Source organism: Erythrobacter sp. NFXS35, from assembly GCF_040148725.1.
Taxonomy (GTDB): domain Bacteria; phylum Pseudomonadota; class Alphaproteobacteria; order Sphingomonadales; family Sphingomonadaceae; genus Erythrobacter.
On the sequence record NZ_JAGDEB010000003.1, the window covers coordinates 522,801 to 546,175 of the forward strand.

Annotated in this window: 24 protein-coding genes and 1 other RNA gene; 12 read left to right on the forward strand and 13 right to left on the reverse strand. The window is 64.6% G+C overall.

The window, feature by feature from the left end; translation table 11 throughout:
- Positions 1-36: 36 nt before the first annotated feature.
- The gene (locus J3454_RS14005; RefSeq protein ID WP_349514379.1) at positions 37-771 is read left to right on the forward strand and encodes a 7-carboxy-7-deazaguanine synthase QueE; all 735 of its coding nucleotides are present in this window, start codon (positions 37-39) and stop codon (positions 769-771) included.
- Positions 772-1,019: 248 nt separating this feature from the next.
- On the opposite strand, the gene J3454_RS14010 is transcribed toward J3454_RS14005, so the two are convergent.
- From J3454_RS14010 to J3454_RS14035, 6 genes are all read right to left on the reverse strand, one after another.
- Positions 1,020-2,714 (reverse strand): ATP-binding protein, encoded by a 1,695-nt coding sequence (locus J3454_RS14010; RefSeq protein WP_349514380.1) that lies wholly within the window; start codon positions 2,712-2,714, stop codon positions 1,020-1,022.
- Positions 2,715-2,798: 84 nt separating this feature from the next.
- On the reverse strand, positions 2,799-3,566 hold the full coding sequence (locus tag J3454_RS14015; protein WP_502878601.1) for a TIGR02186 family protein: 768 nt from the start codon (positions 3,564-3,566) through the stop codon (positions 2,799-2,801).
- The gene (locus J3454_RS14020) at positions 3,563-4,480 is read right to left on the reverse strand and encodes a sulfite exporter TauE/SafE family protein (RefSeq protein ID WP_349514381.1); all 918 of its coding nucleotides are present in this window, start codon (positions 4,478-4,480) and stop codon (positions 3,563-3,565) included. Before J3454_RS14020 ends, J3454_RS14015 begins: the two co-directional genes overlap by 4 nt.
- 95 nt (positions 4,481-4,575) lie before the next feature.
- Positions 4,576-5,718 (reverse strand): hypothetical protein, encoded by a 1,143-nt coding sequence (locus J3454_RS14025; protein WP_349514382.1) that lies wholly within the window; start codon positions 5,716-5,718, stop codon positions 4,576-4,578.
- On the reverse strand, positions 5,715-7,166 hold the full coding sequence (locus J3454_RS14030; RefSeq protein WP_502878602.1) for a glycosyl transferase family protein: 1,452 nt from the start codon (positions 7,164-7,166) through the stop codon (positions 5,715-5,717). Before J3454_RS14030 ends, J3454_RS14025 begins: the two co-directional genes overlap by 4 nt.
- Before the next feature lie 105 nt (positions 7,167-7,271).
- On the reverse strand, positions 7,272-7,709 hold the full coding sequence (locus tag J3454_RS14035; protein WP_349514384.1) for a VOC family protein: 438 nt from the start codon (positions 7,707-7,709) through the stop codon (positions 7,272-7,274).
- Between the two features lie 77 nt (positions 7,710-7,786).
- On the opposite strand from J3454_RS14035, the gene J3454_RS14040 reads away from it, so the two are divergent.
- Positions 7,787-8,539, forward strand: a complete 753-nt coding sequence (locus J3454_RS14040; protein ID WP_502878603.1) for an SIMPL domain-containing protein — start codon at positions 7,787-7,789, stop codon at positions 8,537-8,539.
- A gap of 47 nt (positions 8,540-8,586) precedes the next feature.
- On the opposite strand, the gene J3454_RS14045 is transcribed toward J3454_RS14040, so the two are convergent.
- Positions 8,587-9,543 (reverse strand): TorF family putative porin, encoded by a 957-nt coding sequence (locus J3454_RS14045; protein WP_349514385.1) that lies wholly within the window; start codon positions 9,541-9,543, stop codon positions 8,587-8,589.
- Positions 9,544-9,912: 369 nt separating this feature from the next.
- Here J3454_RS14045 and J3454_RS14050 point away from each other — a divergent pair, with 369 nt between their 5' ends.
- The gene (locus tag J3454_RS14050; RefSeq protein ID WP_349514386.1) at positions 9,913-10,719 is read left to right on the forward strand and encodes a metallophosphoesterase family protein; all 807 of its coding nucleotides are present in this window, start codon (positions 9,913-9,915) and stop codon (positions 10,717-10,719) included.
- A 56-nt stretch (positions 10,720-10,775) separates the two neighbouring features.
- On the forward strand, positions 10,776-12,086 hold the full coding sequence (locus J3454_RS14055; RefSeq protein WP_349514387.1) for a UDP-glucose dehydrogenase family protein: 1,311 nt from the start codon (positions 10,776-10,778) through the stop codon (positions 12,084-12,086).
- Positions 12,087-12,268: 182 nt separating this feature from the next.
- Here the strand turns inward: J3454_RS14055 and rnpB are convergent.
- The 5 genes from rnpB to J3454_RS14080 form a co-directional block, all read right to left on the reverse strand.
- Positions 12,269-12,717, reverse strand: an RNA gene (gene rnpB, locus J3454_RS14060) — RNase P RNA component class A.
- Positions 12,718-12,764: 47 nt separating this feature from the next.
- A complete protein-coding gene (locus J3454_RS14065) occupies positions 12,765-13,496 on the reverse strand; it encodes an N-acetylmuramoyl-L-alanine amidase (RefSeq protein ID WP_349514388.1) in 732 nt (243 codons plus the stop codon).
- 10 nt (positions 13,497-13,506) lie between these two features.
- The gene (locus J3454_RS14070; RefSeq protein WP_349514389.1) at positions 13,507-14,160 is read right to left on the reverse strand and encodes a histidine phosphotransferase family protein; all 654 of its coding nucleotides are present in this window, start codon (positions 14,158-14,160) and stop codon (positions 13,507-13,509) included.
- Between the two features lie 146 nt (positions 14,161-14,306).
- Positions 14,307-14,705, reverse strand: coding sequence for a M67 family metallopeptidase (locus J3454_RS14075; protein ID WP_349514390.1), 399 nt, complete (start codon positions 14,703-14,705; stop codon positions 14,307-14,309).
- 16 nt (positions 14,706-14,721) lie between these two features.
- The gene (locus J3454_RS14080; RefSeq protein WP_349514391.1) at positions 14,722-15,462 is read right to left on the reverse strand and encodes an imm11 family protein; all 741 of its coding nucleotides are present in this window, start codon (positions 15,460-15,462) and stop codon (positions 14,722-14,724) included.
- Between J3454_RS14080 and J3454_RS14085 the strand changes: the two genes are divergently transcribed.
- Both J3454_RS14085 and rpoH read left to right on the forward strand, forming a co-directional pair.
- On the forward strand, positions 15,445-16,401 hold the full coding sequence (locus J3454_RS14085) for an RluA family pseudouridine synthase (RefSeq protein ID WP_349514392.1): 957 nt from the start codon (positions 15,445-15,447) through the stop codon (positions 16,399-16,401). The genes J3454_RS14080 and J3454_RS14085 overlap by 18 nt on opposite strands.
- Positions 16,402-16,514: 113 nt before the next feature.
- The gene (gene rpoH, locus J3454_RS14090) at positions 16,515-17,420 is read left to right on the forward strand and encodes an RNA polymerase sigma factor RpoH (RefSeq protein WP_349514393.1); all 906 of its coding nucleotides are present in this window, start codon (positions 16,515-16,517) and stop codon (positions 17,418-17,420) included.
- Positions 17,421-17,631: 211 nt separating this feature from the next.
- On the opposite strand, the gene J3454_RS14095 is transcribed toward rpoH, so the two are convergent.
- Positions 17,632-18,969: an amidohydrolase gene (locus J3454_RS14095; protein WP_349514394.1), complete on the reverse strand. Its 1,338-nt coding sequence runs from the start codon at positions 18,967-18,969 to the stop codon at positions 17,632-17,634.
- A gap of 105 nt (positions 18,970-19,074) precedes the next feature.
- Between J3454_RS14095 and mtgA the strand changes: the two genes are divergently transcribed.
- The 6 genes from mtgA (at position 19,075) to J3454_RS14125 (ending at position 23,312) form a co-directional block, all read left to right on the forward strand.
- Positions 19,075-19,746 carry a monofunctional biosynthetic peptidoglycan transglycosylase gene (gene mtgA / locus J3454_RS14100; RefSeq protein WP_349514395.1) on the forward strand — a complete coding sequence of 224 codons (672 nt, stop codon included), beginning with the start codon at positions 19,075-19,077 and terminating at the stop codon, positions 19,744-19,746.
- Positions 19,747-19,753: 7 nt separating this feature from the next.
- On the forward strand, positions 19,754-20,716 hold the full coding sequence (locus J3454_RS14105) for a cation diffusion facilitator family transporter (RefSeq protein WP_349514396.1): 963 nt from the start codon (positions 19,754-19,756) through the stop codon (positions 20,714-20,716).
- Entirely contained in the window at positions 20,716-21,303 is a 588-nt protein-coding gene (locus tag J3454_RS14110) for a sigma-70 family RNA polymerase sigma factor (RefSeq protein ID WP_349514397.1), read from the forward strand. Before J3454_RS14105 ends, J3454_RS14110 begins: the two co-directional genes overlap by 1 nt.
- Entirely contained in the window at positions 21,300-22,100 is an 801-nt protein-coding gene (locus J3454_RS14115) for an anti-sigma factor (RefSeq protein WP_349514398.1), read from the forward strand. Before J3454_RS14110 ends, J3454_RS14115 begins: the two co-directional genes overlap by 4 nt.
- Positions 22,101-22,244: 144 nt before the next feature.
- A complete protein-coding gene (locus J3454_RS14120) occupies positions 22,245-22,799 on the forward strand; it encodes a fasciclin domain-containing protein (RefSeq protein WP_502878604.1) in 555 nt (184 codons plus the stop codon).
- 156 nt (positions 22,800-22,955) lie between these two features.
- Positions 22,956-23,312 (forward strand): endonuclease domain-containing protein, encoded by a 357-nt coding sequence (locus J3454_RS14125; protein ID WP_349514399.1) that lies wholly within the window; start codon positions 22,956-22,958, stop codon positions 23,310-23,312.
- The last annotated feature ends 63 nt before the right edge of the window (positions 23,313-23,375 follow it).

The window sequence follows — 23,375 nt, forward strand, 5'->3', positions numbered from 1 at the left end:
GGTGTCTGGACTGTCCGCTTGCGGGGAGCGTGCGGCATGAACCTCACACTCGCCACCGACGATACCGGCGGGGCGGAGATTTTCGCCAGCCTGCAAGGCGAAGGACCGAGCATGGGGATGCCGGTCGCGTTTGTGCGGCTGTCGCGCTGCAACCTTGCCTGCGTGTGGTGCGACACGGCCTATACGTGGCATTTCGAGGGCGACAACCGGCCCCACCGGAACGGCACCACGTTCGAGCGCAAGGCCAATCAGGTCACGCTCTCGCCCGCCGAAACCGCAACACGTATCGCGGCTTTGGGCCAGAACCGCCTCGTCATCACCGGGGGCGAGCCGTTGTTGCAGGCGGGCGGGCTGGCGGAGATGCTCGAACACCTGCCGGATATCAGCGTTGAGATCGAGACCAACGGCACCGTCGCCCCTCCGCCGAGGCTCGATATCCGCGTCGATCAATACAACGTCAGCCCCAAGCTTTCGCATTCGGGCAACGCGCCGGATCTGGCGCTGATCCCCGAACGGCTGGACGCATGGGCAAGCGACCCGCGCGCGTTCCTGAAATTCGTGATCGCCGCACCGGAGGACGTGGCCGAGGTGCTGGAACTGCAGCGCCGCTACCGCTTCCGGTCCGGTCAGGTGTTCCTGATGGCCGAAGGCACAGACAGCGCCGCCCAGCGCGCACGGCAGGAATGGCTGGCGCCTTTATGCATGGAGCATGGCTTCCGGATGAGTGACCGGCTGCATATTCACCTGTATGGGGATACCCGCGGGACGTAGTTTGTTTTGCGCCCGCCCCTCCGGGCGAGCGTCCTTGGCGCGTTTCAAGCCTTGCAGGCTTGAGCGCCTGCGGGCGGGCGGTCGCCCTTGCGAACCCTTCGGGTTCGAGCCGGCTCTTGGGCACGAGATTGGCGCAACTCCGGTCGCGTCAGCGACCGCAAGCGCGACTGCGCGCTCGCAGCGATGCGGCCTTCAGGCCGCGTGAGCGAGGATTTCGCACCGCGGACGCGGTGCGGAACACAAGGGCATCAACCCTGACTCCTCCAGCGCATCACCACACGTTGGACCAGTTCTTCCTCGCCGCCGTCCTTGCTCCACAATTCGGAGAAGCTGGGATCTTCCGATGCCGGGCGCTTGTGTTCCTCGAGGTTATCGAAGGTCACGCGGATCGGGATCGCCACGCCCTCGCCGCAAATGATGCATTCACGGTTGCGTAGCGCCGGGATCGAATCGAGAAACCCGCGCGCGCCTTCGGGCATGGCGGCTTTCACGAAAGCCTGATCGCGGTCGTTGTTGAGGCGCATCGAGATGATCGTGCCGCACTGCGACAGCACGCCTTCGGCCAGATCGGAGGGACGCTGGGTGATAAGGCCGAGGCTGATGCCGTATTTGCGCCCTTCCTTGGCAATCCGGCTGAGAATCTTGCCGACCGAGGAACCATCGGCGTTTTTCTCGTTGGGCACGTAACGGTGCGCTTCCTCGCACACCAGCAGCACCGGACGGGTCTTTTCCTCGCGGCCCCAGATGGCGAAGTCGAACACCAGACGAGAAAGCACCGCGACCACGGTCGAGGTGATGTCCGATGGCACGCCCGACACGTCGATGATCGAGATCGGTTTGCCATTGCCGGGCATGCGGAACACCTTGCCGATGAAATCCGCCATCGTATCGCCGACCAGCATCCCTGAGAACATGAACTGGTAGCGCGGATCGGCCTTGATCTCGTCAAGCTTGCCCTTGATCCGCATGAACGGTGCGGAGGATGTGGCCTTGTCGAGCTTGCCCATCTCGTCCTGGATGATGTTGCCGAGGTCGGACAGCAGGTAGGGAATCGGCGAATCCACGGTGATCTTGCCCATCGTCTGCGCCAGCCGGTTTTTGGACCGGGCGGCCAGCAGGCACTTGGCAAGAATATCTGTGTCGGTCTGACGGTCATTGCCGCTGCCCGACAGCAGCACTTCGCAGTGTTCTTCGAAGTTCATCAGCCAATAGGGCATCTGCAGATTGGACACGTCGAGGATCTGGCCGGTCTGGCGGAACGCGGCGGCGTATTCGCCGTGCGGGTCGATCATCACGATGTGACCCTTGGGCGCGGCCTCGCAGATGCGGTGCAGGATCAGCGCAGCACTGGTCGATTTGCCGGTGCCGGTCGATCCAAGCAGGGCGAAATGCTTGCCCAGCATCGCATCGATGTACAGTCCGGCGCGGATATCGCGGGTGGGAAACACCTTGCCCACGGTGATGCTGGCGCGCCCGTCGCTGGCGTAGATCTGTTCGAGATCGCGGGTGGTGGCCGGATAGCACATTGCACCCGGCACCGGGTAACGCGTCACCCCGCGCTTGAACCCGTGGATGCGGCCCGTCAGCTTCTCCTCGCCGCCTTCGCCCAGAAAGTCGATATGGGCGATGATCCCGCCATCGGTGCGGCGATCCTTGCGCTGATCGCGGACATTGGCGAGGAGCCATGCATCGCCGACGCGGATCTTGATCTGGCTGCCGACCTGCCCGGCCAATGCCACGGACGGATCGGCATCCTGCATGCATTCGTTGATGCGCTGCAGGTCGAAAGCGATCTGCGAGCCGGAGCCCGAAATCTCCAGCACCACGCCGATCGGCAAGCGGGAATTGTCGACCAGCGCACCGCTCGCGGGTGGGGCGTCATCCTCCGCCGCCAGCGCCGGGCCGGTGGAGCGTTCGAAATTCTGCCCGCCAAGATCGGCCATGCCTACCCTTCCCTGCACCAACTGCAACAACTGACTGCGCAGATACGGGGACCGGGGTTAATATCGGGTCAACGCTGCTACCTGTCAGCCACGGGCGAACAGCCTTCCGGCGAGCCAGCCCATCACCAGCGAAAGGGCGATCGCGCCGAGCCCGTAAAGGAACGACCAGCGCTGAGCGGAAGCCACCACCTGACCTTCCAGCCCGACTTTCTCGACTTCGATCTGTGCGGTCGCACTCGCCAGCACGCGGCCACGGGCAATCGCGAAGGTTTCGGCGGTGTAGCGCCCGGTGACCACATTCGAGGGCAGTGCGATCCGCGCCTGATACAACACACCTTCGCTGATCCGCACGCCCTGCGGGTCTTCCTGATAAAGCCCCTGCTTCTGCCGCAGTTGCACCAGACCGCTGGCGAAGCGCGCCTGTTCTTGCGGATCGATCTGACCGGAGGGCGATAGCTGGATGAAATCCGTGCCCAGCTCGTAAATCGCCGCCGTGCGTTCATCCACGATCTCGTCGATGGGGCGCGAGGAGGCGACCGCGAAGAACGAAGGGGCGGACCGGAAATCGCTCGCGCCGGCGTTCATCCAGATGCCTGCGAGACGTTCCTTCTCGCGGATGCGGACCGGTTCGGCCGGCCCTTTGAGCACGACCACGATGTCGTACTCCTCCGCAGCGCCTGGCGGGGCGATAACCGCGCCATAGAGCAGCAGGTTGGCGCCGGTGAAGCCTTGCCGCACCTCGATCCGCGACTGGCTCACTTCGGGCACCAGAATCGGCTCGCGCTGGGCGGAGAGCGGCGGCGCAGCAAGCAACACAACCAGCAACAGCAGCGCGGTCAACAAACGCGTCACAGGGGGGCTACCGTGTAGATTTCGTCAGGCTGCACCCCCAGCCCGTAAAGCATCCGCAGCGCGATCACCAACACCAGCGTGGCAAGCGCGAGGCGCAGGTATTCGGGCCGGGCCTTCAATGCGATCTGCGTGCCGAATTGGGCGCCCAGCACCGAACCCAGCAGCAGCAACGCGGCCAGCACGATGTCGACCGCCTTGGTGGTCAGCGCATGGGTCATGGTGGTGACCATCGTCACGAACAGGATCTGATACAATGAGGTGCCGACCACGACATTGCCGCTCATGCCGAGGATATAGAGCATCGCCGGGACCAGCAGGAACCCGCCGCCCACCCCCATCAGCATGGTCAGAATGCCGACCAGCATCCCGAGGATCAGCGGCGCCAGCGGCGAAATATACAAACCCGAAGCATAGAACCGCCAGCGATAGGGCAGGCTCGCCACCAGCGGGTGATGGCGCCGCTTGCGCGCCGACGCGGCGCCCTTGCCCGGGCTGGACGGGCGGAGCGTGCCGATCGCCTCACGCAGCATCAGCGTGCCGATCGAGCCGAGCATCAGCACATAAAGAATGTTGATCACCACATCGATCTGGCCGAGCGCCTGGAGCAGCCGGAACAGGACAGCGCCCATCAGCGCGCCCACCACGCCGCCGCCGACCATCACGGTGCCCATCCGGTAATCGACCCCGTTGCGGCGCGAATGGGCGAGCACGCCCGAAACGCTCGCCCCGGTCACCTGCGTCGCAGCCGAAGCTGCGGCGACCGTGGGGGGGATGCCGTAGAAAATCAGCAACGGGGTGGTCAGAAATCCGCCGCCCACGCCGAACAGGCCGGAAAGAATGCCCGTCAGCCCGCCCAAAAGCACGATGAAGAGGCCGTTGACCGATAGATTCGCGATGGGCAGGTAAACGTCCATGCCCGTGCGATTAGCCGAGCCGGGCCGTGGATAAAAGCCGCGCTGGATGCGCATCCCCGTCGATTATCGGCGCCGCGTTGCCGAATTGTCGCCGATCAGAACCGGGTCGATAGCGTCACGGCCACGCCCGAGCCCGGCCCGGCATCGCCCCCCACCCGCTCGCGCCAGTCGACCGAGAGGCGCGCAGGCAATTCGCCCAAGGTCATGTCGAGCCGTATCGTTGGGCCGAGATCGACCCGGTGCGCACCTTCCTGCGCCCCGCCCCATGCGCCCGCGCCCACGCTCAGCCTCACCGCATTGTCGGCGGCATTGGCGATTGCGTCGATCTCGCGCGTCACGCTTGCCTGACCATCGGCGAAGAAGGTGTCGTCCACCCCGCCGACCCATCCTGCCTGGGCATAAGTTTCGAGCCGGGTGCCGAGCGGCAGCGTAAGCGGCGCGAACTCGGTTACGGCGAAGGCGGAAGGGCGCACCTGATTGCGGAACGCGCCATCTGTCACCCGCACCTCGCCGAACACCCGCACCGGCACGTGCGCCAGCGGCCGGGCCGATGTCCCCAGCGCCAGTTCGCTCTCCCCGCGCTGCACCAAAGCGCGATAGGCGCGCGCGTAAAGCGTCGGATCACGCGCGTTCGCCGGGGCAAGGCGGAATTGCAGCACCGCGCCCACTTGGCTCGCGCCGTAGATCGGCACCCGTCCCTGAGAGATCGGCGCCGCGTCCGAACCCTGCCGCCAAAAGCCCCAGGCATCCAGCGACCAGCGCCCGGCGCGCGGGGCGCCGGTCAGGGCCGGACCCGGCGGCAGAAACGGCGGATTGTTGCCACCCGCTTCGCCCGCAAACGCAGACAGGCGCGGTGTCGGCGCAAGGGAAGTACCCATTCCCTTGCGCCACAGCAGTTGGTGGCCTGCGGCAAAGCCCGGATCCATGCCGACCGAAAGGCCGCTGCCGAGCAGCATCAACGCGCTGTCCGAACGCGCGAGTCGAGCAGGAGCAGTCGAGACCGCAAGCTTCGCCGCAAAATCCGTGTCTTCGTCCTGAGCGACCGGCAGGGAGGCTTGCCGGATGGTCGGCGGTTCAGCCCCGGCAAATGGCATCAGCGCGGCAGGCAGCAATGCTGCACTTGCCGGAAACGGGCTTTCCCAAACCACCACCCGCGCGCCGATCCATGCAGCCAGCAGCAGCGCCATCATCGCCAATGGTGCGCCGCGTGCCTGAACAGCTCCGTTCGCAGGCTTCACTGCGCGGCCGCTCCGGTGGCCAGACGCAGCCGCAGCGGATGCACGTCGTGCTCGGTCTTGTCCCATGCCGCCGCCCGCCCGCCGATCGTGCGGGCATAGGCGAACACCGCGCGGCGTCCGGCAATGATCGCCACGACATTGGCCAGCGGCAGACGCAGCACTGCGCGAAAGGCCTCTGCCGGCCCGTATTCGCGTGCGGCAAAGGCGAACCGCATGACTGCACGCCAGCCGAATGCAGCGAGATTGGCAATGAGCAGGAACGCCAGAAAAGGGCTGATCGGCACTGGCTCGCCCACGCCGACAAGGATCGCCACGCCGCCGAGCATGGTCAGCACCACCAGCGCATAGCCGGTCAGCAGCACCAGCGCCGCCAGCGGCCCGCGCCGGTCGCGCGCGCGCATCCAGCCTTCGAGCAGGCCGCCGCTCCAGCCGACCCGGTCCCAGCCTTGCAAGGCGATTCCCAGCACCCATCGGCTTTTCTGTCGCACGACGTGATCAAACCGATCGGGGAACAGCGCCCGCGTCGCCACCAGCCGCCCATCATCCCCGCGCACCCGCATGAAACGGCAACGCCCGCCCTGCGCAGCGATGCCGAGCCCGAGTTCATAATCTTCTGTCAGGGATTCGCTGGCGAAGGGCTGCGCGTCGGGCCGCGCTCGTGCAAGCCGTTCGAGCGCGCCGCGCGCCGCAGCGCAGCCCACACCCGCCCCCGGCAATCCCGCGCCCAGCCAATCGCGCACCACCATCGCCTTGCCATGCGCCTCGGCGAATTCCTCGCAGTAATGGCTGCCCAGATTGTTCGCCAGCCATGTGCCATGGCGCTGCACCAGCGGCTCGACCGGAAGCTGCACGAAGTCGGCGCCGCCCGCCACGCCCTCGTCAAGCAAGGCCAGCGCCGCCGGATCGACCATGTCCTCGGCATCGTGAAACACCACCATGGCGAACCGGCGGCCGGAACGGGCCTCGTCCGTCACCAGCGCGGCATACAGGCGGTTGAGGCAATCGGCCTTGGTGCTCGGCCCGTCGCGATCGTGGATCACCAACCGCAGGCGAGCATCGCCCGCCGCCGCGCTGATGGCAGCGGCAAGCGTGGCGGGATCGTTGCGATAACAGCCGACATAGACGCGTAGCTCGCGTTGCGGCCAGCTTGCCAGAAGGTGCGCGATGGTATCGCCGATCACAGCGGCTTCCTGCCAAGCGGGGATCAGCACGGCTGCCGGTGCATGAAGCGGTCGATGGCGGAGCACTTCGCGCGGGCGCTGCCCGGTCACTGCCCTGCCACTGAACCGAAGCCACAGCCAGAGCCCGTCGACCACCAGATCGTCGGCCGCACCGATCAGGAAAAGATCCCGGCAAAAAGCAATAATTCGTGCTGCAGCAGCGCAAATAGCTGCCACGGCCCAAGATCTCCGATGGACAAGGCGACCCCCTCTCCCCGCGTAAGTCATCAGACTACCGCGCCCGTCCACAGCTGGCAACAAGCGTGCACTTTTGAAATGTATTTTGATAGTTTAGGGCGCGTTTACTTTGATCGAGCGCGTTATGCCGCTTGCTTACCAGCTGCCGACATTCTCCATGCTGGCCCAAGGTTCGGCCGGCTCAAGATGCCCTTCCTGCAGCAACTCCACCGAAACCCCGTCCGGTGATTTCACGAAGGCCATGTGTCCGTCGCGCGGGGGGCGGTGGATGGTGTGTCCGGCATCCTTCAATCGCTGGCAGGTCTCATAGATGTCATCGACCCGGTAGGCGAGGTGACCGAAATTGCGGCCGCCGGTGTATTCCTCTGGCGGGGCGCCGTCCTGCGCGGGCCAGTTGTAGGTCAGTTCGACTTCGGCGAGGCCTTCCTGCCCCGGCGCGGCGAGGAAGATCAGCGTGAACCGCCCCGCCTCGACATCGAAGCGCCGCACCTCCTCCAAACCGATGAGCCTGAAGAATGCAACCGCCGCGTCCGGGTCGGCGACGCGAATCATCGCGTGGAGAAACTTGACCATGAGTATTTCCATTCAAAAACGGTTCATCGACGCTAATGCACAACTCGTCGCATCAACTCCATGAGGGGAATCATGCGATGAGCAGCGATGAAGTGCAACCGGTGAATGGGCCGGGCCGTGCCATGGGCGAGCCCGCCACGCTGCGCTGGCTGGGCACGGCGGCCATCCTTGCGATCGGCATGACTGCGGGCGGATACCTGCTCGGTAACGGTCTATTGCGCGCGAAGGATGCCGAACGAGCGGTGACGGTGCGCGGCCTTGCTGAACGCGATGTTACCGCCGATCTTGCCACTTGGACAATTGCGTATTCCGCCAGTTCGACCAGCCTCGCCCAAGCGCAGGACAAGGTGCGCCGCGACACGCAGGCGATCGAGGGCTTCTTCAAGGATCTGGGCTTTCCCGCCGAAGCGCTGCAACCGACCGGCGCAAATGTCGCCAGCTACACCAATGAAGGCGTGACGACCTACACCGTGCGCCAGCGGCTCGCCTTGCGCAGCGAAGACATCGCCCGCGCGCAAAGGGCGGTGGCCCGCCAGTTCGATCTGGTCGGGCGCGGCGTGTTTCTGGAGGAGGGTTCGGGGATGAGCTACACCTTCACCGGCCTCAACGACATCAAGCCCGAAATGGTGGCCGAGGCGACCAGGGATGCACGCGCTTCGGCGCAGCAATTCGCCGAGGATTCAGGGTCGGGCGTCGGCAAGATCCGTGACGCAACGCAGGGGTATTTCACCATCGAAGCGCGCGACGGCGAGGCTGGGGGATGGGGAATGGCGGACAGCCCCTACAAGAAGGTTCGGGTGGTCACCACCGTCAGCTTCTCGCTCGATTGAGATAGGTGAGGAGGGGCGCAGCGTGCCTGCCGCGCCCCCACATCTGATCAGAACGAAGCGGTGACCGAGAACACGATCGTCGCATCGGCGATCTGACCGCCTGCCAGAGTCGCAAAGTTGGGCAGAAGGTAGGCCCCGTCAGCCGCCGAAATGTCGGTATCGATATAGGAGGCCGACAAGGTCAGCCCCTCGATCGGTGCGACATCGACGCCCAGCGACCAGTCAAAATAGGTGCCGGTGGGCGCGATGCTGGTGCCGTTCGGGCCAAGCCCTGCATTGCCGTCCGAATAGCCGAGGTGCGCCTTGAGGCTGACCGGCGAATCGCCGATGGCATAGACCGCGTCGCCCGACAGGTAGAGGTTGTCTTCCTTGTCACCCAGATCGTCGGGCAGGCCGGCAGCGGCGGCGGCGCCGGTCAGGAACACCTTGCCCAAGGCTTCCTGATTGGGCGCATAGGCAATGCCTGCCGTCAGCGAAATCGGCCCGACGTCGCCCGACAAGCGGGCATACAGCTCTGCGAAATCGGTGGTGTCGGCACCGCTTGGGTACATGAACCACACGACCCCCGTGTCGAGCGTGCCCTCACCCACCGGGAAGGCAAATCCGGCGATGAGATCGAGTTCCATGTTGGTGCCGCCGAAGGTGCCCCAGCCGGCCAGGTTCGAACCCCAGGTTCCGACATAGAACCCGCTTTCGTGGGAAATGGTGATCCCGCCTTGCACGGCCATGCCCTCATCCGTCTGGGACACGCCACGGAACCGGTAATCGGACGTCAGCGTCGCGCTGCCCGAAACGGTGATCGCGGATGAAGCGTCCTCATCTGCGGCGTGGCTGACGGTTGCCGGAATCGGAGCGATTGCCCGCGTCCCGGAAAGCGCCGGCAGCGGCACCAGAACCGCCGAAGCGGACGATCCAGACGATTCCAGAGCAAACGTATCGGACGATACGGCCTCAGTCTTTTCGGACTCCGGCGCGGCATCACCCGACTCTTGGGCGAACGCCATTGGCGCGGAACAAAGACAATATGCGAGAGTGGCGGCGGAGAGGCCGCGGAGTGCGATTTTGGACATGACAGCTTCCTGTTGTGTTGTTTTGCTGTCCCGCCTGCGAATCCGGCCGTCGTTTCTTTGTTACGAACAACCCCCACCGGATTGCAATCTTCATACATATGAAGGTTCAGTGACGCAAGATGGTTCCTGCATATTGCGCCACTGCTGCCTTTGACGCACAATTGCCACTCTCCGGCGCAATGGCCGGTCGTTTGGTTGCGGATCGGCGATTCCGGCGGTAGAGGCCGGCGTCTCGCGGCAGGCGGGCTGGCACGCACCGGATCCCATCCTGCCGCCTCCGCTCACAGGGTCACCAGCGAACCAATGTTCGAACGGCTACGCGAAATGTTCCGTCCCCGTCAGGCACCGCGCCTTCCCGCGGTGCCAGATGGCACGCGCTACTATGTCATCGGCGATATTCATGGGCGGATCGACCTTTACGGGGCGATGATCGATGCGATCGAGGACGACGACTGCAACGCCAGCCCGGCCGATACCCGGATCGTGCTGCTCGGCGATCTCGTTGATCGCGGCCCCGACAGTGCCGGAGTGATTGCCCGCACCCGCAAATGGCAGCAAGCCCGCAAGGTGCGTGTGCTGGCGGGCAATCACGAGGAAATGTTCCTCGCCGCTTTCGAAAAGCCCGAGGCCCTGCGCCATTTCCTCAAGCATGGTGGGCGTGAAACCGTGCTGAGCTATGGCCTGTCGAAGAAGCAATATGCCACGCTTTCGCTGGAGGAGCTGTTCGAGCGGCTGCCCGCGCTAGTCCCGGAATCCGAACGCGAATACATTGCGAATTTCGAAACGATGATCCGAGCGGGCGATTACGTTTTCGTCCATGCCGGGATCGACCCCGACCGACCGCTTAATGAACAGAAGCGCAGCGATCTGCTGTGGATCCGCGAGCGCTTTCTCAACCACGAAGGCCCGCTCGAAAAGGTGGTAGTGCATGGTCATACGATCTTCGACCGGGTGATGGACTGCGGTAATCGCATCGGAATTGATACTGGCGCTTTTCGTTCGGGTGTGCTTACAGCGCTCGTGCTCGAAGGCGACCAGCGGCGGGTTATTCAGACCTGTTCCAGCACTGTTGGACCTGTGGAAATCTTCCACGGTGATCGGGCAATCTAGCCGCGCCGCTCTGGTCGCGGGCGATATGGTGACGTTTCGCACAAGGACAGCTTTTCATGAAGATTGCGATGGTCGGTTCGGGCTATGTCGGGCTCGTTTCGGGAGCCTGCTTTGCCGATTTCGGACATGACGTCGTCTGCATCGACAAGGATCAGGCGAAGATCGATCGTCTGCATGCCGGGGTCATGCCGATCTATGAACCCGGGCTCGATGCGTTGGTCGAAAGCAACGTCAAATCCGGGCGGCTGGCCTTCACCACCAGCTTGGCCGAAGGGATCAAGGGCGCCGATGCGATCTTTATCGCGGTCGGCACACCCAGCCGCCGGGGGGACGGCCATGCCGACCTCACCTTCGTTCATGCGGTCGCGCGCGAAGTGGGAGAGAGCCTCGCGAACGATGCGGTGATCGTCACCAAGTCGACCGTACCCGTCGGCACCGGGGACGAGGTGGAGCGGATTATCGGCGACACCGGCACCGCGTATCGGTTCGCCGTGGTCTCCAACCCCGAATTCTTGCGCGAAGGCGCGGCGATCACCGATTTCAAGCGACCCGACCGGATCGTGATCGGGGCCGAGGACGATTTCGGGCGCGAAGTGATGCGCGAAGTCTATCGCCCGCTGTTCCTCAACGAATCTCCCATACTGTTCACCTCCAGGCGGACCAGCGAACTGATCAAATACGCCGCCAACGCCTTCCTTGCGACCAAGATCACCTTCATCAACGAAATGGCCGATCTGTGCGAGAAGGTCGGCGCGAACGTGCAGGACGTGTCGCGCGGGATTGGGATGGACAACCGCATCGGCTCCAAGTTCCTCCATGCCGGCCCCGGTTACGGCGGATCGTGCTTCCCCAAGGACACCCTCGCCCTGCTCAAGACCGCCGAGGATTACGACAGCCCCACGCGGATCGTCGAGGCGGTGGTCAAGGTCAACGACAGCCGCAAGCGGGCGATGGGCCGCAAGGTGGTCGATGCGCTCGGCGGGGTCGAGGCGGCGCGCGGCAAGAAGGCGGCGCTGCTCGGCCTGACGTTCAAGCCCAACACCGATGACATGCGCGATTCGCCTTCGATCGCGGTGGCGCAGACCCTGATGGACGCAGGCGTGGCGGTAGCTGCCTACGATCCTGAAGGCATGGAGCAGGCCCGTCCGTTGCTGCCTGACGTCATCATGTGCGACAATGCCTACGAGGCGATCGAAGGCGCGGACGTGGTGGTGATCGTGACCGAATGGGATGCCTTCCGCGCGCTCGACCTGAAGCGGGTCAAGGATCTGGCCAATGCTCCGGTGATGGTCGACCTGCGGAACGTCTACAAGCCTGATGACATGAAGGCAGCGGGCTTCACCTACGTGAGCGTAGGTAGGGTGTAATTACGCATACCGCCGGGAAGGCATTCGCAGATCGACCTGCCGGAGGCGGGCTGCAAGGCCGGAGTCGAAGCCGAAGGCGCAGACGTGCAAAGCACACCTGCAAGGCCGCCCGCAGCGGCGCGACCTTCAGGTCGCGTGAGCGAGGATTTCGCAGCCCGGAGGGCTGCGGAACACAAAACCCATATCAGGGGGCCGTCATAAGCCGGGTTCTGTATCCGCGCGCGATTTGCCCGCCAAATCACTTCGGGGGCATCAGCCGCGCGGTGGCAGCCATTCATCTGGGCGCAGGATTGCTCCTGCGCTCTAGCAGCCAACCCGGGCCTGCTCGGGGCGAAACACCCCTGCCCACCTTGCGGCGAGCACGCGGCCCCTATTCGGCCTTGCTCCGGGTGGGGTTTGCCATGCGGTTGCTGTTGCCAGCCCCCCGGTGCGCTTTTACCGCACCCTTTCACCCTTGCCTGTGCGCCTCTTGCGAGGAGCCATCGGCGGTTTGCTCTCTGTGGCACTTTCCCTTGCCTCCCCGAAGGGAGACCGGCGGGCGTTACCCGCCACCCTTGTTTCGTGGAGCCCGGACTTTCCTCGGCGTCCCCCTGCTTTCGCAAAACGGACACGCGGCTGCCTCAGGCCCCCTGACGAACGGGCATATAGGCGCTGTTCACCCCGTAGGAAAGCCCCGCCTTATCGCGTGCGCCCCTGATCGCGGTCGAGCAGCAATTGCCACAGGATCGCGGCAATCTCGCCGTCGACCACGCCGGTGATGCATTCGGGCCGCCAGCGCCGCTCGAACGCTTCCACCGCCTTGCGCTGATCGGTGATGTCGTACCCGAACCGTTCGAGCGCGAGGAAGAACGCGCTTTCGTTGTGGAACGGATCGCCCGCCGCCAGGCTTGTGGGGCGCGGCAGGCACAGCTTGTATTCAGCCAGCCGCTCCCACGGGAACAGTTCGCCCGGATCGATCTTGCGCATCGGCGCGACGCAGGAATGTCCGACGACATTGGCCCGCGGGATGTTGTAGCGCCGCACGATCCGCGACAGCAGCGGGATCAACGCCAGGATCTGCGGTTCGGCAAACGATCGGTAGCCGAGCGCGTGGCCTGGATGATCCAGCTCGATCCCGATGCTGGCCGAGTTCACATCCGGCAGGCCGCGCCAAAAGCTCTGGCCCGCGTGCCAGGCGCGGCGCTCTTCGGGCACCAGCCGGATCACCTCGCCTTCCTCGGTAATGCAGTAATGCGCGCTGACCGAAGCGGCGGGATCGCACATCCGTTCAAGCGCGGTCTCGACCGGCTTCATCTCGGTGTAGTGCAGCACCACCATACTGATGGGCAGGTTTCGTTCATTGTGATTGGGCGAGGGAACCTCACGGTGTACCAGTTCCTCGTCGCCTCCCGGTCCTTTGCCCCCCAGCATCGACCCGGCCTTAGCCTATCAAGCCATCGGGCTCGGGCAGCACGGCGCCAAGCACCAGCACCCCCTCCCCGAGCTTGTATTGCAATCCGCCGTCCAGTTCCTCGGCCACCAGCGCGATCATGTGCGCGGCGGCGGTGCGGCTGGTGATCTCGGCCTGCGCCAGATCGCCCTGCAACGCGCGGCCGATGGTTTCATCGAAGGCGATCCGGTCACCCCGGGCGCGCGCCACGATCTCGACCGCCCCGTCGCGCCGCTCGGCCCCGATATCCAGCGTGCCCCCGCGCACCAGCGCATCCAGTGCAATCTGCGCGAGGTTGAGCAGTACCTTGACCGCAGGCTTGGGCAGGCTGGGATCGGTGATCGCCCAGTTGATCTCGACCCGCTTGCCCCCGGCGGCGAGCGCATCGATCACCGCCTTGGCTTCGTCCATCGGGATCGCCTCGCCAAACCCGCCCGCTGCACCGAAGGCGAGGCGGAAGAACTTCAGCTTGTCGGTGCTGACCCGCGCCGATTGTTCGAGCAGTTCCATGCAGCGCGCGCGCATTTCGGGGTCCTGCTCCTCTGCGAGTAATTCCAGCCCGTTGGCCAGCGCCCCGACAGGCGAGAGCATGTCGTGGCACAGGCGCGAACACAGCAGCGCGGCAAGATCGGTCTGCGAAGTCATAGAAAGAGGATGGCCCAGCCTTGTAGGAGACACATGAGACACTGTCTAAGGCCAAAAAACCCGCCTTGCCAACCGCTCACCTGCACGGGGCCGACAGAATGGGCGGAAAAGACGGGAAAATGCATCGGCATCAGTGCAATCTACGGTCAGATCACCAGGTAGGAAAGCGCTGCAAAGCCTTCGCCTGCGTAACCACCCCCGTCACGCCAGAACCTCACCTCGTCCGCAGCGATGATCGCCCACACCCGCCCATCGCCTGCGGCCATAGCGCGATCCGTGCTGCTGGGAACGGGTTCGCCGGTGGGATGCGAATGGAAATAGCCGATCACCTGCGGCCCGCCTGCGCGCGCGGCCCGGTGCGCGTCGATCAGGGCCTGCGGATCGATTTCGAAATGGGTGTGCGGCGAGGGGTGGATGTTGCGGGTTTCGCGGGCCTCGGTTATGCGCCCGTCCTCGCCCAGCAGAATGCCGCAGGCCTCGCGCGGGTGCGCCGCGGCGGCGGCAGCGCGCACGGTTTCGATTGCTGACCGCAGCACCGCGATCACGGCAACCTCAACGCCATCAGCAAGGTCGCAGCGCCCCCGACGGGGCTTCGCTTGCGGGCTTGCCGAAAGGTACCGGCGAGAATTCGACGCCAAACAGGCCTGCCGCCACGAAGGCATCGCGCAATTCCGGTGAGACCCAGTCGGCCCCAAAACTGAGCCCGTTCACCCCGAACATGTGGTAGGGCACAGCGGCGTCGTCGCGGAAATGGAGGACCGAAGGCTGCGCCGGATCAGCATGCGGCGGCAGGGGTCGGCCGCGCCGCGCCATGTCGCGTGCCGGCAGCATCGAGCGAACATCCTCGAACCATACCATGTTGGAGGCGACCGGGTCGATCAGATCGATGCGCGGAACCGAGCGATTATCGACAAAGAAACGTACTTCGGTGCGCTTGCCCCGGCTGTAGGTATAAGTGACCGGTATCCAGCCAAGCACGCCAGGCTGGAATTGCTCGACAATGTCCCTCAACCTCGCGGAATAGGACGTGTAATACTGGTTTATCACATCAGGGATCTGGCGTCCGTTCGCATCACGCCAGATCATTCCCTGGGGCCACATTGGCGGAATTTTGTGATATTGCTTGACCCCGTTCTCCACCGGAACCTCAGCCTTGAACTCCTTTTTCAGAGCATTTTTCGTGTAGCGCGGATCATCGATATCGCAGCGGATGTCGCGTTCGTAAGCTCTTCGGATATTGATGCCGCAATACTCGTGCCTGTCCAAGCCGTATCTCCGCCAGAAGTGAGAAAAGCAATTCAAAACCTTGTCGGAATCATTACATCTTCCGCCCGCATCGACAAGGCGCTGGCCGAGGCGACGGGCTTTACCCGCTCAAGGGTGCAGGGCTTGATCGATCAGGGGCGGGTCGATGTCGCGGGCAAGACTGCCACGGCGGCTTCGATGAAGGTAGCAGCCGGCACGCCGTTTCGCATCATCGTCTCCGCCGCGATGCCGGCCGAGGCTGCGCCCGAAGACATTCCGCTGACCGTCGCTTATGAAGATCAGCACCTGATCGTGATCGACAAACCGGCGGGCATGGTAGTCCACCCGGCGGTGGGCAACGTCACCGGAACTCTGGTCAACGCCCTGCTGCACCACTGCCGGGGGCGATTGTCGGGGATCAACGGCGTCGCACGGCCCGGCATCGTCCATCGGATCGACAAGGACACGTCCGGCCTGCTGGTGGTCGCCAAATCCGATGCCGCTCACGAAGGCCTTGCCGTGCAGTTTGCCGCACACACAGTGCACCGCCGCTATCTCGCGGTATGCGCCGGACATCCTTCGCCCGCTGCAGGCACGATCGACGCGCGCGTCGGCCGGTCGGACCACGACCGAAAGAAAATGACGGTGCTCCCCAACAATTCCTCACGCGGGAAAACCGCGATCACGCACTACAAATTGATCGAACGGCTGGATGAGGCCGCGCTGATCGAATGCCGGCTGGAAACCGGGCGAACCCATCAGGTCCGCGTTCACTTTGCGTCAATCGGTCACGCGCTATTGGGAGACCCTGTCTATGGACGCACCCCCAAATCGCTCCGCCCGCTGCTCGAAAGCCTCGGCTTTGCACGTCAGGCGCTTCACGCTGCGGAATTGGGATTCGTTCACCCGAAAAGCGGCGAAACGCTCCGATTCGCGGCCGATCTGCCCCCTGACATGGCGGAACTCATCGACCAACTTGGACGTTCTTATCGATGAAATGCGCATACAGCGGCCCGGTTTTCGCGTATATGTAACCACGTGGCCCAGTTCGCCGGATGCCCATCAGGGGTCCGGCGCAAGCGGTCGACACCAGAAAGGTTAGGAAACAAGTGCCCAAAGCAAAAACCCCTTCGGTCCCGGCCCTCAGCGGTGAGCAGAGCCTCAATCGCTATCTGTCGGAGATCAGAAAGTTCCCGGTCCTTACCGCCGAGCAGGAATACATGCTCGCCAAGCGGTATCAGGAACATGAGGATTCCGAAGCTGCTGCTCAACTGGTGACCAGCCACCTGCGGCTCGTCGCGAAGATCGCGATGGGATACCGCGGCTATGGCCTGCCGGTCTCCGATCTCATTTCAGAAGGCAATGTCGGCCTGATGCAGGGCGTCAAGAAGTTCGAGCCCGATCGCGGCTTCCGCCTGGCGACCTACGCGATGTGGTGGATCAAGGCGTCGATCCAGGAGTTCATCCTGCGGTCGTGGAGCCTTGTGAAGATGGGCACCACCGCGGCGCAGAAGAAGCTGTTCTTCAACCTGCGCCGGATGAAAAAGCAGCTCGAAGCTTACGAGGACACCGATCTCAGCCCCGCCGACGTGACCAAGATCGCGACCGATCTCGGCGTGCCGGAGCAGGAAGTCGTCAACATGAACCGGCGGATGATGATGGGCGGCGACGGCTCGCTCAACACGCCGATGCGCGGCGGCGAGGAAGGCTCGGGCGAATGGCAGGACTGGCTGACCGATGATCGCCCGCTGCAGGACGAAACGGTCGCCGACGCCGAGGAATCGCAGATGCGCCACCAGATGCTGACCGAAGCGATGGACAGCCTGAACGAGCGTGAACGCCACATCCTCACCGAACGCCGCCTGACCGACAAGCCGCAGACATTGGAAGAACTGTCGCAGGTCTACGAAGTCAGCCGCGAACGCATCCGCCAGATCGAAGTGCGCGCATTCGAAAAGCTGCAGAAGGCAATGCAGCGGATCGCGGGCGAGCGGCTGCTGCCGGGGATGGCGTAATTTGTTTTGCCTCAGGCGCCGGCGGGGCCATCCGGCCCCTTAGGCTTACGCGCCATTAGGCGCGGCGGCCTTGCGGGTGTGCTTTGCACGTCTGCGCCTTTGGCTTCGACTCCGGCCTTACGGTCCGCCTTCGGCGATCCGGTGATTGGCTACCGATATGGAACTAAAAAGCCCTTCCCGATCCGGTCGGGAAGGGCTTTTTGCTGTCCGCCTACTTCGGCCCCGCCAGATCGAGCACCGCCGCCACCATCGCCCGCGTGCCAAGCGTGACGCTCTCCTTCGGCGAGATCTTGAATAGCGGGGAATGGTGGCTCGGCACCGCAGGGCCGCCGTTCTCCGCCGCGTCGAAGGCTGCCTGCGGGGTGCCGCCGACCGCGAAGTAATATCCCGGCACGCCGAGTTCATCCGCGACGAAATAGGCGAAATCTTCCGCGCCCATGCCCTGCTGTTCGAACGGAATGAAGGCGTATTCGCCCAGATTGCGCATCATCACGCCGTTGAGCCGCCGGGCGAGGCCGGGGTCGTTATAGGTCACGGGGGTGCCTTCCACCACCTTCACCTCGACCGGCAGATCGTCGGGCAGGCCATGCGCCTTGCCGGTATTGACCGCGATCCGCTCGATCGCCTGCAGCAGTTGCGCTCGCACGGCTTCGTCGTTCGATCGCACCGTCACTTGCAGGTCGGCGCGGTCGGAAATGATGTTGTGCTTCGACCCTGCATGAAACGATCCCACGGTAATGACGGCGGGCGACAGCGGCATGACCTCGCGGCTGACGATGCTCTGCAGGGCCGTCACGATCTGCGAGGCGATGTAGACCGGATCGCGGCCCATGTGCGGGCTGGCGCCATGCGCGCCGACGCCCGGTACGGTGATATCGACCGAATCGGAGCTGGAATACTGGATACCCTCGGCCGCGGAGACCTTGCCCGTGGGCAATTGCGAGGAGACATGGAAGGCCAGCGCATAATCGGGCTTGCCGAACCGATCGTACAGCCCGTCCGCTAGCATCGCCTTGGCCCCGCCGACACGTTCTTCGGCAGGCTGGACGACGAACATCAAGGTGCCGCGCCATTGGTCCTTCATCGCCATCAGCCGCCGCGCCGTGCCGATCATCGAGGTTATGTGCACATCGTGTCCGCAGGCGTGCATCACCGGATATTCCTTGCCGTCTTCGCCGATCTGCAATGCCTTGGACGCATATTCGAGCCCCGATTTCTCCTGCACCGGCAGCCCGTCCATGTCGGCGCGCAGCAGAATCAGCGGGCCATCGCCGTTCTTCATTAACCCGACCACGCCGGTGCCGCCGACGCCTGTGGTCACCTCCAACCCGGCGGCGCGCAGTTCGGTGGCCATGCGCGCCGCGGTGGCGTTTTCGAGGAAGGAGAGTTCCGGGTTCTGGTGGAAATGGGTGAACAGCGGCGCAAGATAGCTGTCGTAATCCGCCTCGACCGCACGCACCGTCCCTGCATCTTCGGCCCAGGCCGGGCTTGCGGACATGGCGGCGGCCAGCACGACCGCACTGGCGGCAGCGGCATGGAACAGGCGCATCAGATAGTCTCCCCTCGTTGCTTTGCAGTCAGGTAGCCCTGCCGCTGCCTGCCGTGCAAGCGGCGATGCTTCCCCGCCGCCGACGAGTTCGCTAAGGCTGCGCGCATGGCCCTTCGCATCGCCCGCATTGTCGGCAAGATCATCCTGTGGTTCGTCGGCATCACCGTGGTGCTGGTGGTCGCTTTCAAGTGGCTGCCCGTGCCCGTCACCGCGACCATGGTGATGGACGAAAACGGCATCACCAAGGACTGGGAGAGCCTCGACAATATCGACCGCAATATGGTGTCGGCGGTGATCGCGGCGGAGGATTCGCGGTTTTGCGAGCATTTCGGCTTCGACGCCGAAGCGATCGAGCAGGCACTGGAGGAACGGCTGGCAGGGACGCGCCAGCGCGGCGGATCGACCATCAGCCAGCAGACCGCCAAGAACGTGTTCCTGTGGCAGGGCGGCGGCTGGTTCCGCAAAGGGCTGGAGGCTTGGTTCACCTTCTGGATCGAAGCGCTGTGGAGCAAGCGGCGGATCATGGAGGTTTACCTCAATGTCGCCGAGACCGGCATCGGCACCTATGGCGCAGAAGCCGGAGCGCAGCGCTATTTCGATCATTCCGCAGCACGCATGACCCCGGATGAGGCCAGCCGCATGGCCGCCGCCCTGCCCAGCCCCAAGAAGCGCGCGGTGACAAACCCCGGCGGGTGGCTGGCGCGCCACGGCAACAGCATCGAACGCCGGATCGGCATCGTCAGGCGTGACGGCCTCGATTCCTGCGTCTACAACTAGACCCAGCATGGCCCACGCGCACGATCACGATAATGACCATTCTCGGGCGGGCGGCGGCCCCACGCACAGCCACGCCCACCATCACGCGCACAGCCATGCACATCACCACGTCCCGGCCGATTTCGGACGCGCCTTCGCGATCGGCATCACGCTCAATCTTGCATTTGTCGTGGTCGAAGCGGGCGCGGGCTTTGTCTACGGCTCGATGGCGCTGGTGGCCGATGCGGGGCACAACCTGTCCGACGTGCTGGCCCTGGCGCTCGCCTGGATCGCCGCCATTGCCGCGCGCCGGCCGCCTTCGGGCCGGTTCACTTACGGCTATAAAAGCTCCACCATCCTCGCCGCGCTTGCCAATGCGTTGCTGCTGGCCATCGCGATCGGGGCGATTTTGTTTGAGACTGTCCACCGCCTGATGGAGCCGCGCGAACCGGAGGGCATGGCGATGATCGTGGTCGCCGGGATCGGTATCGCGATCAACGCGTTGACGGCCATGCTGTTCGTGCGTGGTCAACAGGATCTCAATATCCGCGGAGCCTATCTCCACATGGTGGCCGATGCGCTGGTTTCGCTCGGCGTGGTGCTGGCGGGCGTGGCAATCCTGCTGACGGGCCTCGCATGGATCGATGCGGCGGTCAGCCTTGTGATCGTCGCGGTGATCGCATGGAGCACCTGGGGGCTGGCACGCGATAGCGTGGCCATGGGCATGCTCGCTGCCCCGGCAGGCATCGACCTCGGCGATGTACGCCGCCACCTTGCCGGGCTGGACGGCGTGGCCGCCGTGCACGATCTTCACGTCTGGCCGATGTCGACCACCGAAACCGCGCTCACCGCGCATCTGGTGATGCCCGAGCGCCCGGCCTCTGACGGCTTCCTGCAGGACGTCGCCGCGGCTTTGCGGGAACGGTTCGGGGTCGATCACGCCACGCTTCAGATCGAAAGCGGCGAGAGCCTGTGCGAGCAGGGTTGCTGATGGCCGCGCGCCCCCGCCCCGCCAGCGCCGAAGCGCGCGATGCCCTGCGCGATGCCATGGCGCGCCTCGCCGCGGGCGATCAGGCGGCGCTCGAAGAAATCTATCGCATGACGCGGGTGAAGCTGTTCGGCATCACCTTGCGTATATTGGGCGACAGGAAGGAAGCCGAGGACGCCTTGCAAGACGTCTACATCAATCTCTGGCAGCGGGCCGACCGCTATGATCCCGCGCGGGCGAGCCCGATTTCGTGGTTGGCGACCTTTGCCCGCAATCGCGCGATCGACCGGTTGCGCACTGGCAAGGTGCGCGGCGGATCGGTCGGCATCGAGGAAGCCGCCCCCCTGCCCGACGAATCCCCGCTGGCGGACGCACTGCTGGTCGATGCGGAGCAGGCGGCACAGATCCACAAATGCATCGCCGGACTGGACAAGCGTACGCAGACCCACATCCGGGCAGCGTTCTTCGACGGGCAGACCTATGCCCAACTGGCCGAACAGGCCGATGTGCCGCTGGGCACGATGAAAAGCTGGATCCGCCGCGGGCTGCAACGCCTGCGCGCCTGCCTTGAAGCGAGTGAGAAGGCATGAGCGGCGCCGACGAAACCATGCCCGAAAACGCGGGGCCGAACAACGTGAAGCGCGACGATCCGATGATCGCCGCCGAGTGGGCGTTGGGCCTGCTGGAGGGCGAGGAGCTGCTCGCCGCGCACGGCAAATATGCGACCGATCCCGATTTTGCATGGCGCAAGGAATGGTGGGACAACTGGTTCGCCCCCTGGACCGACGACATGGCCGGGGCGGCGGAACCGGGCGCGCATGTGTGGGATGGCATCGCCGCGCGGGTCGGCTCGCAGCAGGGAGCAGGCAGCGGGCCGGTGGCGGACCCATCGGCGCGCGGCGGCGAAGTGATCGAACTCAAGGCGCGGCTGCATCGCTGGCGCTGGATCGCCGGGCTCAGTTCAGCGGCTGCGGCGGTCGCGCTCGCGCTGCTCGCCTTCGCCCCCGGCAATGCTCCGGGTGAAGCACCTCCGCAGGTTGCTGCCGCCGATCCGATGATCGCGACCGTACCGATCGGCGACACCGGGCTGCGGCTCGACGTGACCTATATTCCCGAAAGCGAACGGATGCTGGTGGCCGCGATCGGGCTGACAGCCGACGGCGTGCACGACCACGAATTGTGGCTGGTGCCCGACGATGGCAGCGCGGCAAGGTCGCTCGGCGTGGTCGCGCCGGGCGAAGTGCGCAGCATGACCTTGCCGCAGGATATCGCCGTGCAGATGCATGACGGCGCGCGCGTGTTGCTGACCCGCGAACCGATTGGCGGCAAGCCCGAAGGCATCGATGCCGGGCCAGTGGTGGCCGAAGGCGCCTTTACCCGCGTCTGAGGCGGTCTCGCTTTGCCGCAGCAATGCGGCACTTCATCCGGACTGACGATTTATCGCGCATCCGCCGCGTCCGCAGCGCCGTAGCTGCGGGTGCAAGCGGGAGGGGCTTGCGGACGAGACATTCCCCATAAGGAGATCCCCACTGTGACCCCCAAGACCAAGTTTACCGCCATCTTCGCCGCTGCGCTCGCTGCCACCACCGGCATGATCGCCGCGCCGGCGCTGGCCGATCATCACAAGGAAATGAAGGCCGAAGCCAACATCGTCCAAACCGCTGTCGGCACCGGCATGCACAACACGCTGGTCGCTGCCGTGCAGGCCGCTGGTCTGGTCGACACGCTTTCGAGCCCCGGCCCGTTCACCGTCTTCGCGCCGACCGACGCCGCCTTCGCCAAGCTGCCCGCCGGCACCGTGGAAACGCTGGTGAAGCCGGAAAACAAGGGCACTCTGACCGCGATCCTCACCTATCACGCAGTGGCCGGCAAAGTGACCGCCGGTGACCTCATCAAGCTGATTAACGACAATGGCGGCAAGGCCACGATCCCGACTGTCGCAGGCGGCACGCTGAGCGCGGCGATCGAAGGCGGCAATGTGGTGATCACCGATGCCAAGGGCGGCAAGACGACCGTGGTCAAGGCCGACGTCATGACGTCGAATGGCGTGATCCACGTCACCGACGGCGTGTTCCTGCCCGCCTGATCGGAAAAATTGACCAACGTTTAGCGTCGCTCCGATTCCCCATCCCCTCCCCCCTGAGGGGCGGCGCTATTCCCGACCCCGTCCGGCCTTCCTCCATGGGCCGGGCGGGGTTTTGATTTGCGAGCGATCCGTTAAGTCCCTCCCCGTGCCAATAGCATGGGCCACAACTACGCCGCCGCCCGCGTTCTGCGCAAAGCGCCGACATTGCCTGAAGGGCTGCTGTGGCGCGAATTGCGCGCCAAACGCTCCGGGCTCAAGTTCCGCCGCCAGCACCCGGTAGGTCGCCATGTGATCGATCTCTACTGCGCAGCAGCAAAATGCGGGATCGAGATTGACGGGATCGCCCACGACATGGGCGTAAGGCCCGAGGCGGATCGGGAGCGGGATGCATTTCTGACCGCGCAGGGAAACACGATCACACGGATTCCAGCGCGCGAGGTGCTGGTAAAGCCGGCTGTGGTGGCGGAGCAAATTGTGGCGTTATGCAAGGGTATTATCGAGGGGCTGGTCTGACCCCTCCGTCAGCCCTGTCGGGCTGCCACCTCCCCATCCCTTCGGGACGGGGAGGCACCTTGA

Excerpts from the sequence above, each read along its gene's own strand:
- J3454_RS14005 (WP_349514379.1), top strand. The coding sequence starts at position 37 with ATGAACCTCACACTCGCCACCGACGATACCGGCGGGGCGGAGATTTTC.
- J3454_RS14010 (WP_349514380.1), bottom strand. The coding sequence starts at position 2,714 with ATGGCCGATCTTGGCGGGCAGAATTTCGAACGCTCCACCGGCCCGGCG.
- J3454_RS14020 (WP_349514381.1), bottom strand. The coding sequence starts at position 4,480 with ATGGACGTTTACCTGCCCATCGCGAATCTATCGGTCAACGGCCTCTTC.
- J3454_RS14030 (WP_502878602.1), bottom strand. The coding sequence starts at position 7,166 with ATGACTTACGCGGGGAGAGGGGGTCGCCTTGTCCATCGGAGATCTTGG.
- J3454_RS14035 (WP_349514384.1), bottom strand. The coding sequence starts at position 7,709 with ATGGTCAAGTTTCTCCACGCGATGATTCGCGTCGCCGACCCGGACGCG.
- J3454_RS14040 (WP_502878603.1), top strand. The coding sequence starts at position 7,787 with ATGAGCAGCGATGAAGTGCAACCGGTGAATGGGCCGGGCCGTGCCATG.
- J3454_RS14045 (WP_349514385.1), bottom strand. The coding sequence starts at position 9,543 with ATGGCGTTCGCCCAAGAGTCGGGTGATGCCGCGCCGGAGTCCGAAAAG.
- J3454_RS14050 (WP_349514386.1), top strand. The coding sequence starts at position 9,913 with ATGTTCGAACGGCTACGCGAAATGTTCCGTCCCCGTCAGGCACCGCGC.
- J3454_RS14055 (WP_349514387.1), top strand. The coding sequence starts at position 10,776 with ATGAAGATTGCGATGGTCGGTTCGGGCTATGTCGGGCTCGTTTCGGGA.
- J3454_RS14065 (WP_349514388.1), bottom strand. The coding sequence starts at position 13,496 with ATGCTGGGGGGCAAAGGACCGGGAGGCGACGAGGAACTGGTACACCGT.
- J3454_RS14070 (WP_349514389.1), bottom strand. The coding sequence starts at position 14,160 with ATGACTTCGCAGACCGATCTTGCCGCGCTGCTGTGTTCGCGCCTGTGC.
- J3454_RS14095 (WP_349514394.1), bottom strand. The coding sequence starts at position 18,969 with ATGCGCCTGTTCCATGCCGCTGCCGCCAGTGCGGTCGTGCTGGCCGCC.
- mtgA (WP_349514395.1), top strand. The coding sequence starts at position 19,075 with ATGGCCCTTCGCATCGCCCGCATTGTCGGCAAGATCATCCTGTGGTTC.
- J3454_RS14105 (WP_349514396.1), top strand. The coding sequence starts at position 19,754 with ATGGCCCACGCGCACGATCACGATAATGACCATTCTCGGGCGGGCGGC.
- J3454_RS14110 (WP_349514397.1), top strand. The coding sequence starts at position 20,716 with ATGGCCGCGCGCCCCCGCCCCGCCAGCGCCGAAGCGCGCGATGCCCTG.
- J3454_RS14115 (WP_349514398.1), top strand. The coding sequence starts at position 21,300 with ATGAGCGGCGCCGACGAAACCATGCCCGAAAACGCGGGGCCGAACAAC.
- J3454_RS14125 (WP_349514399.1), top strand. The coding sequence starts at position 22,956 with ATGGGCCACAACTACGCCGCCGCCCGCGTTCTGCGCAAAGCGCCGACA.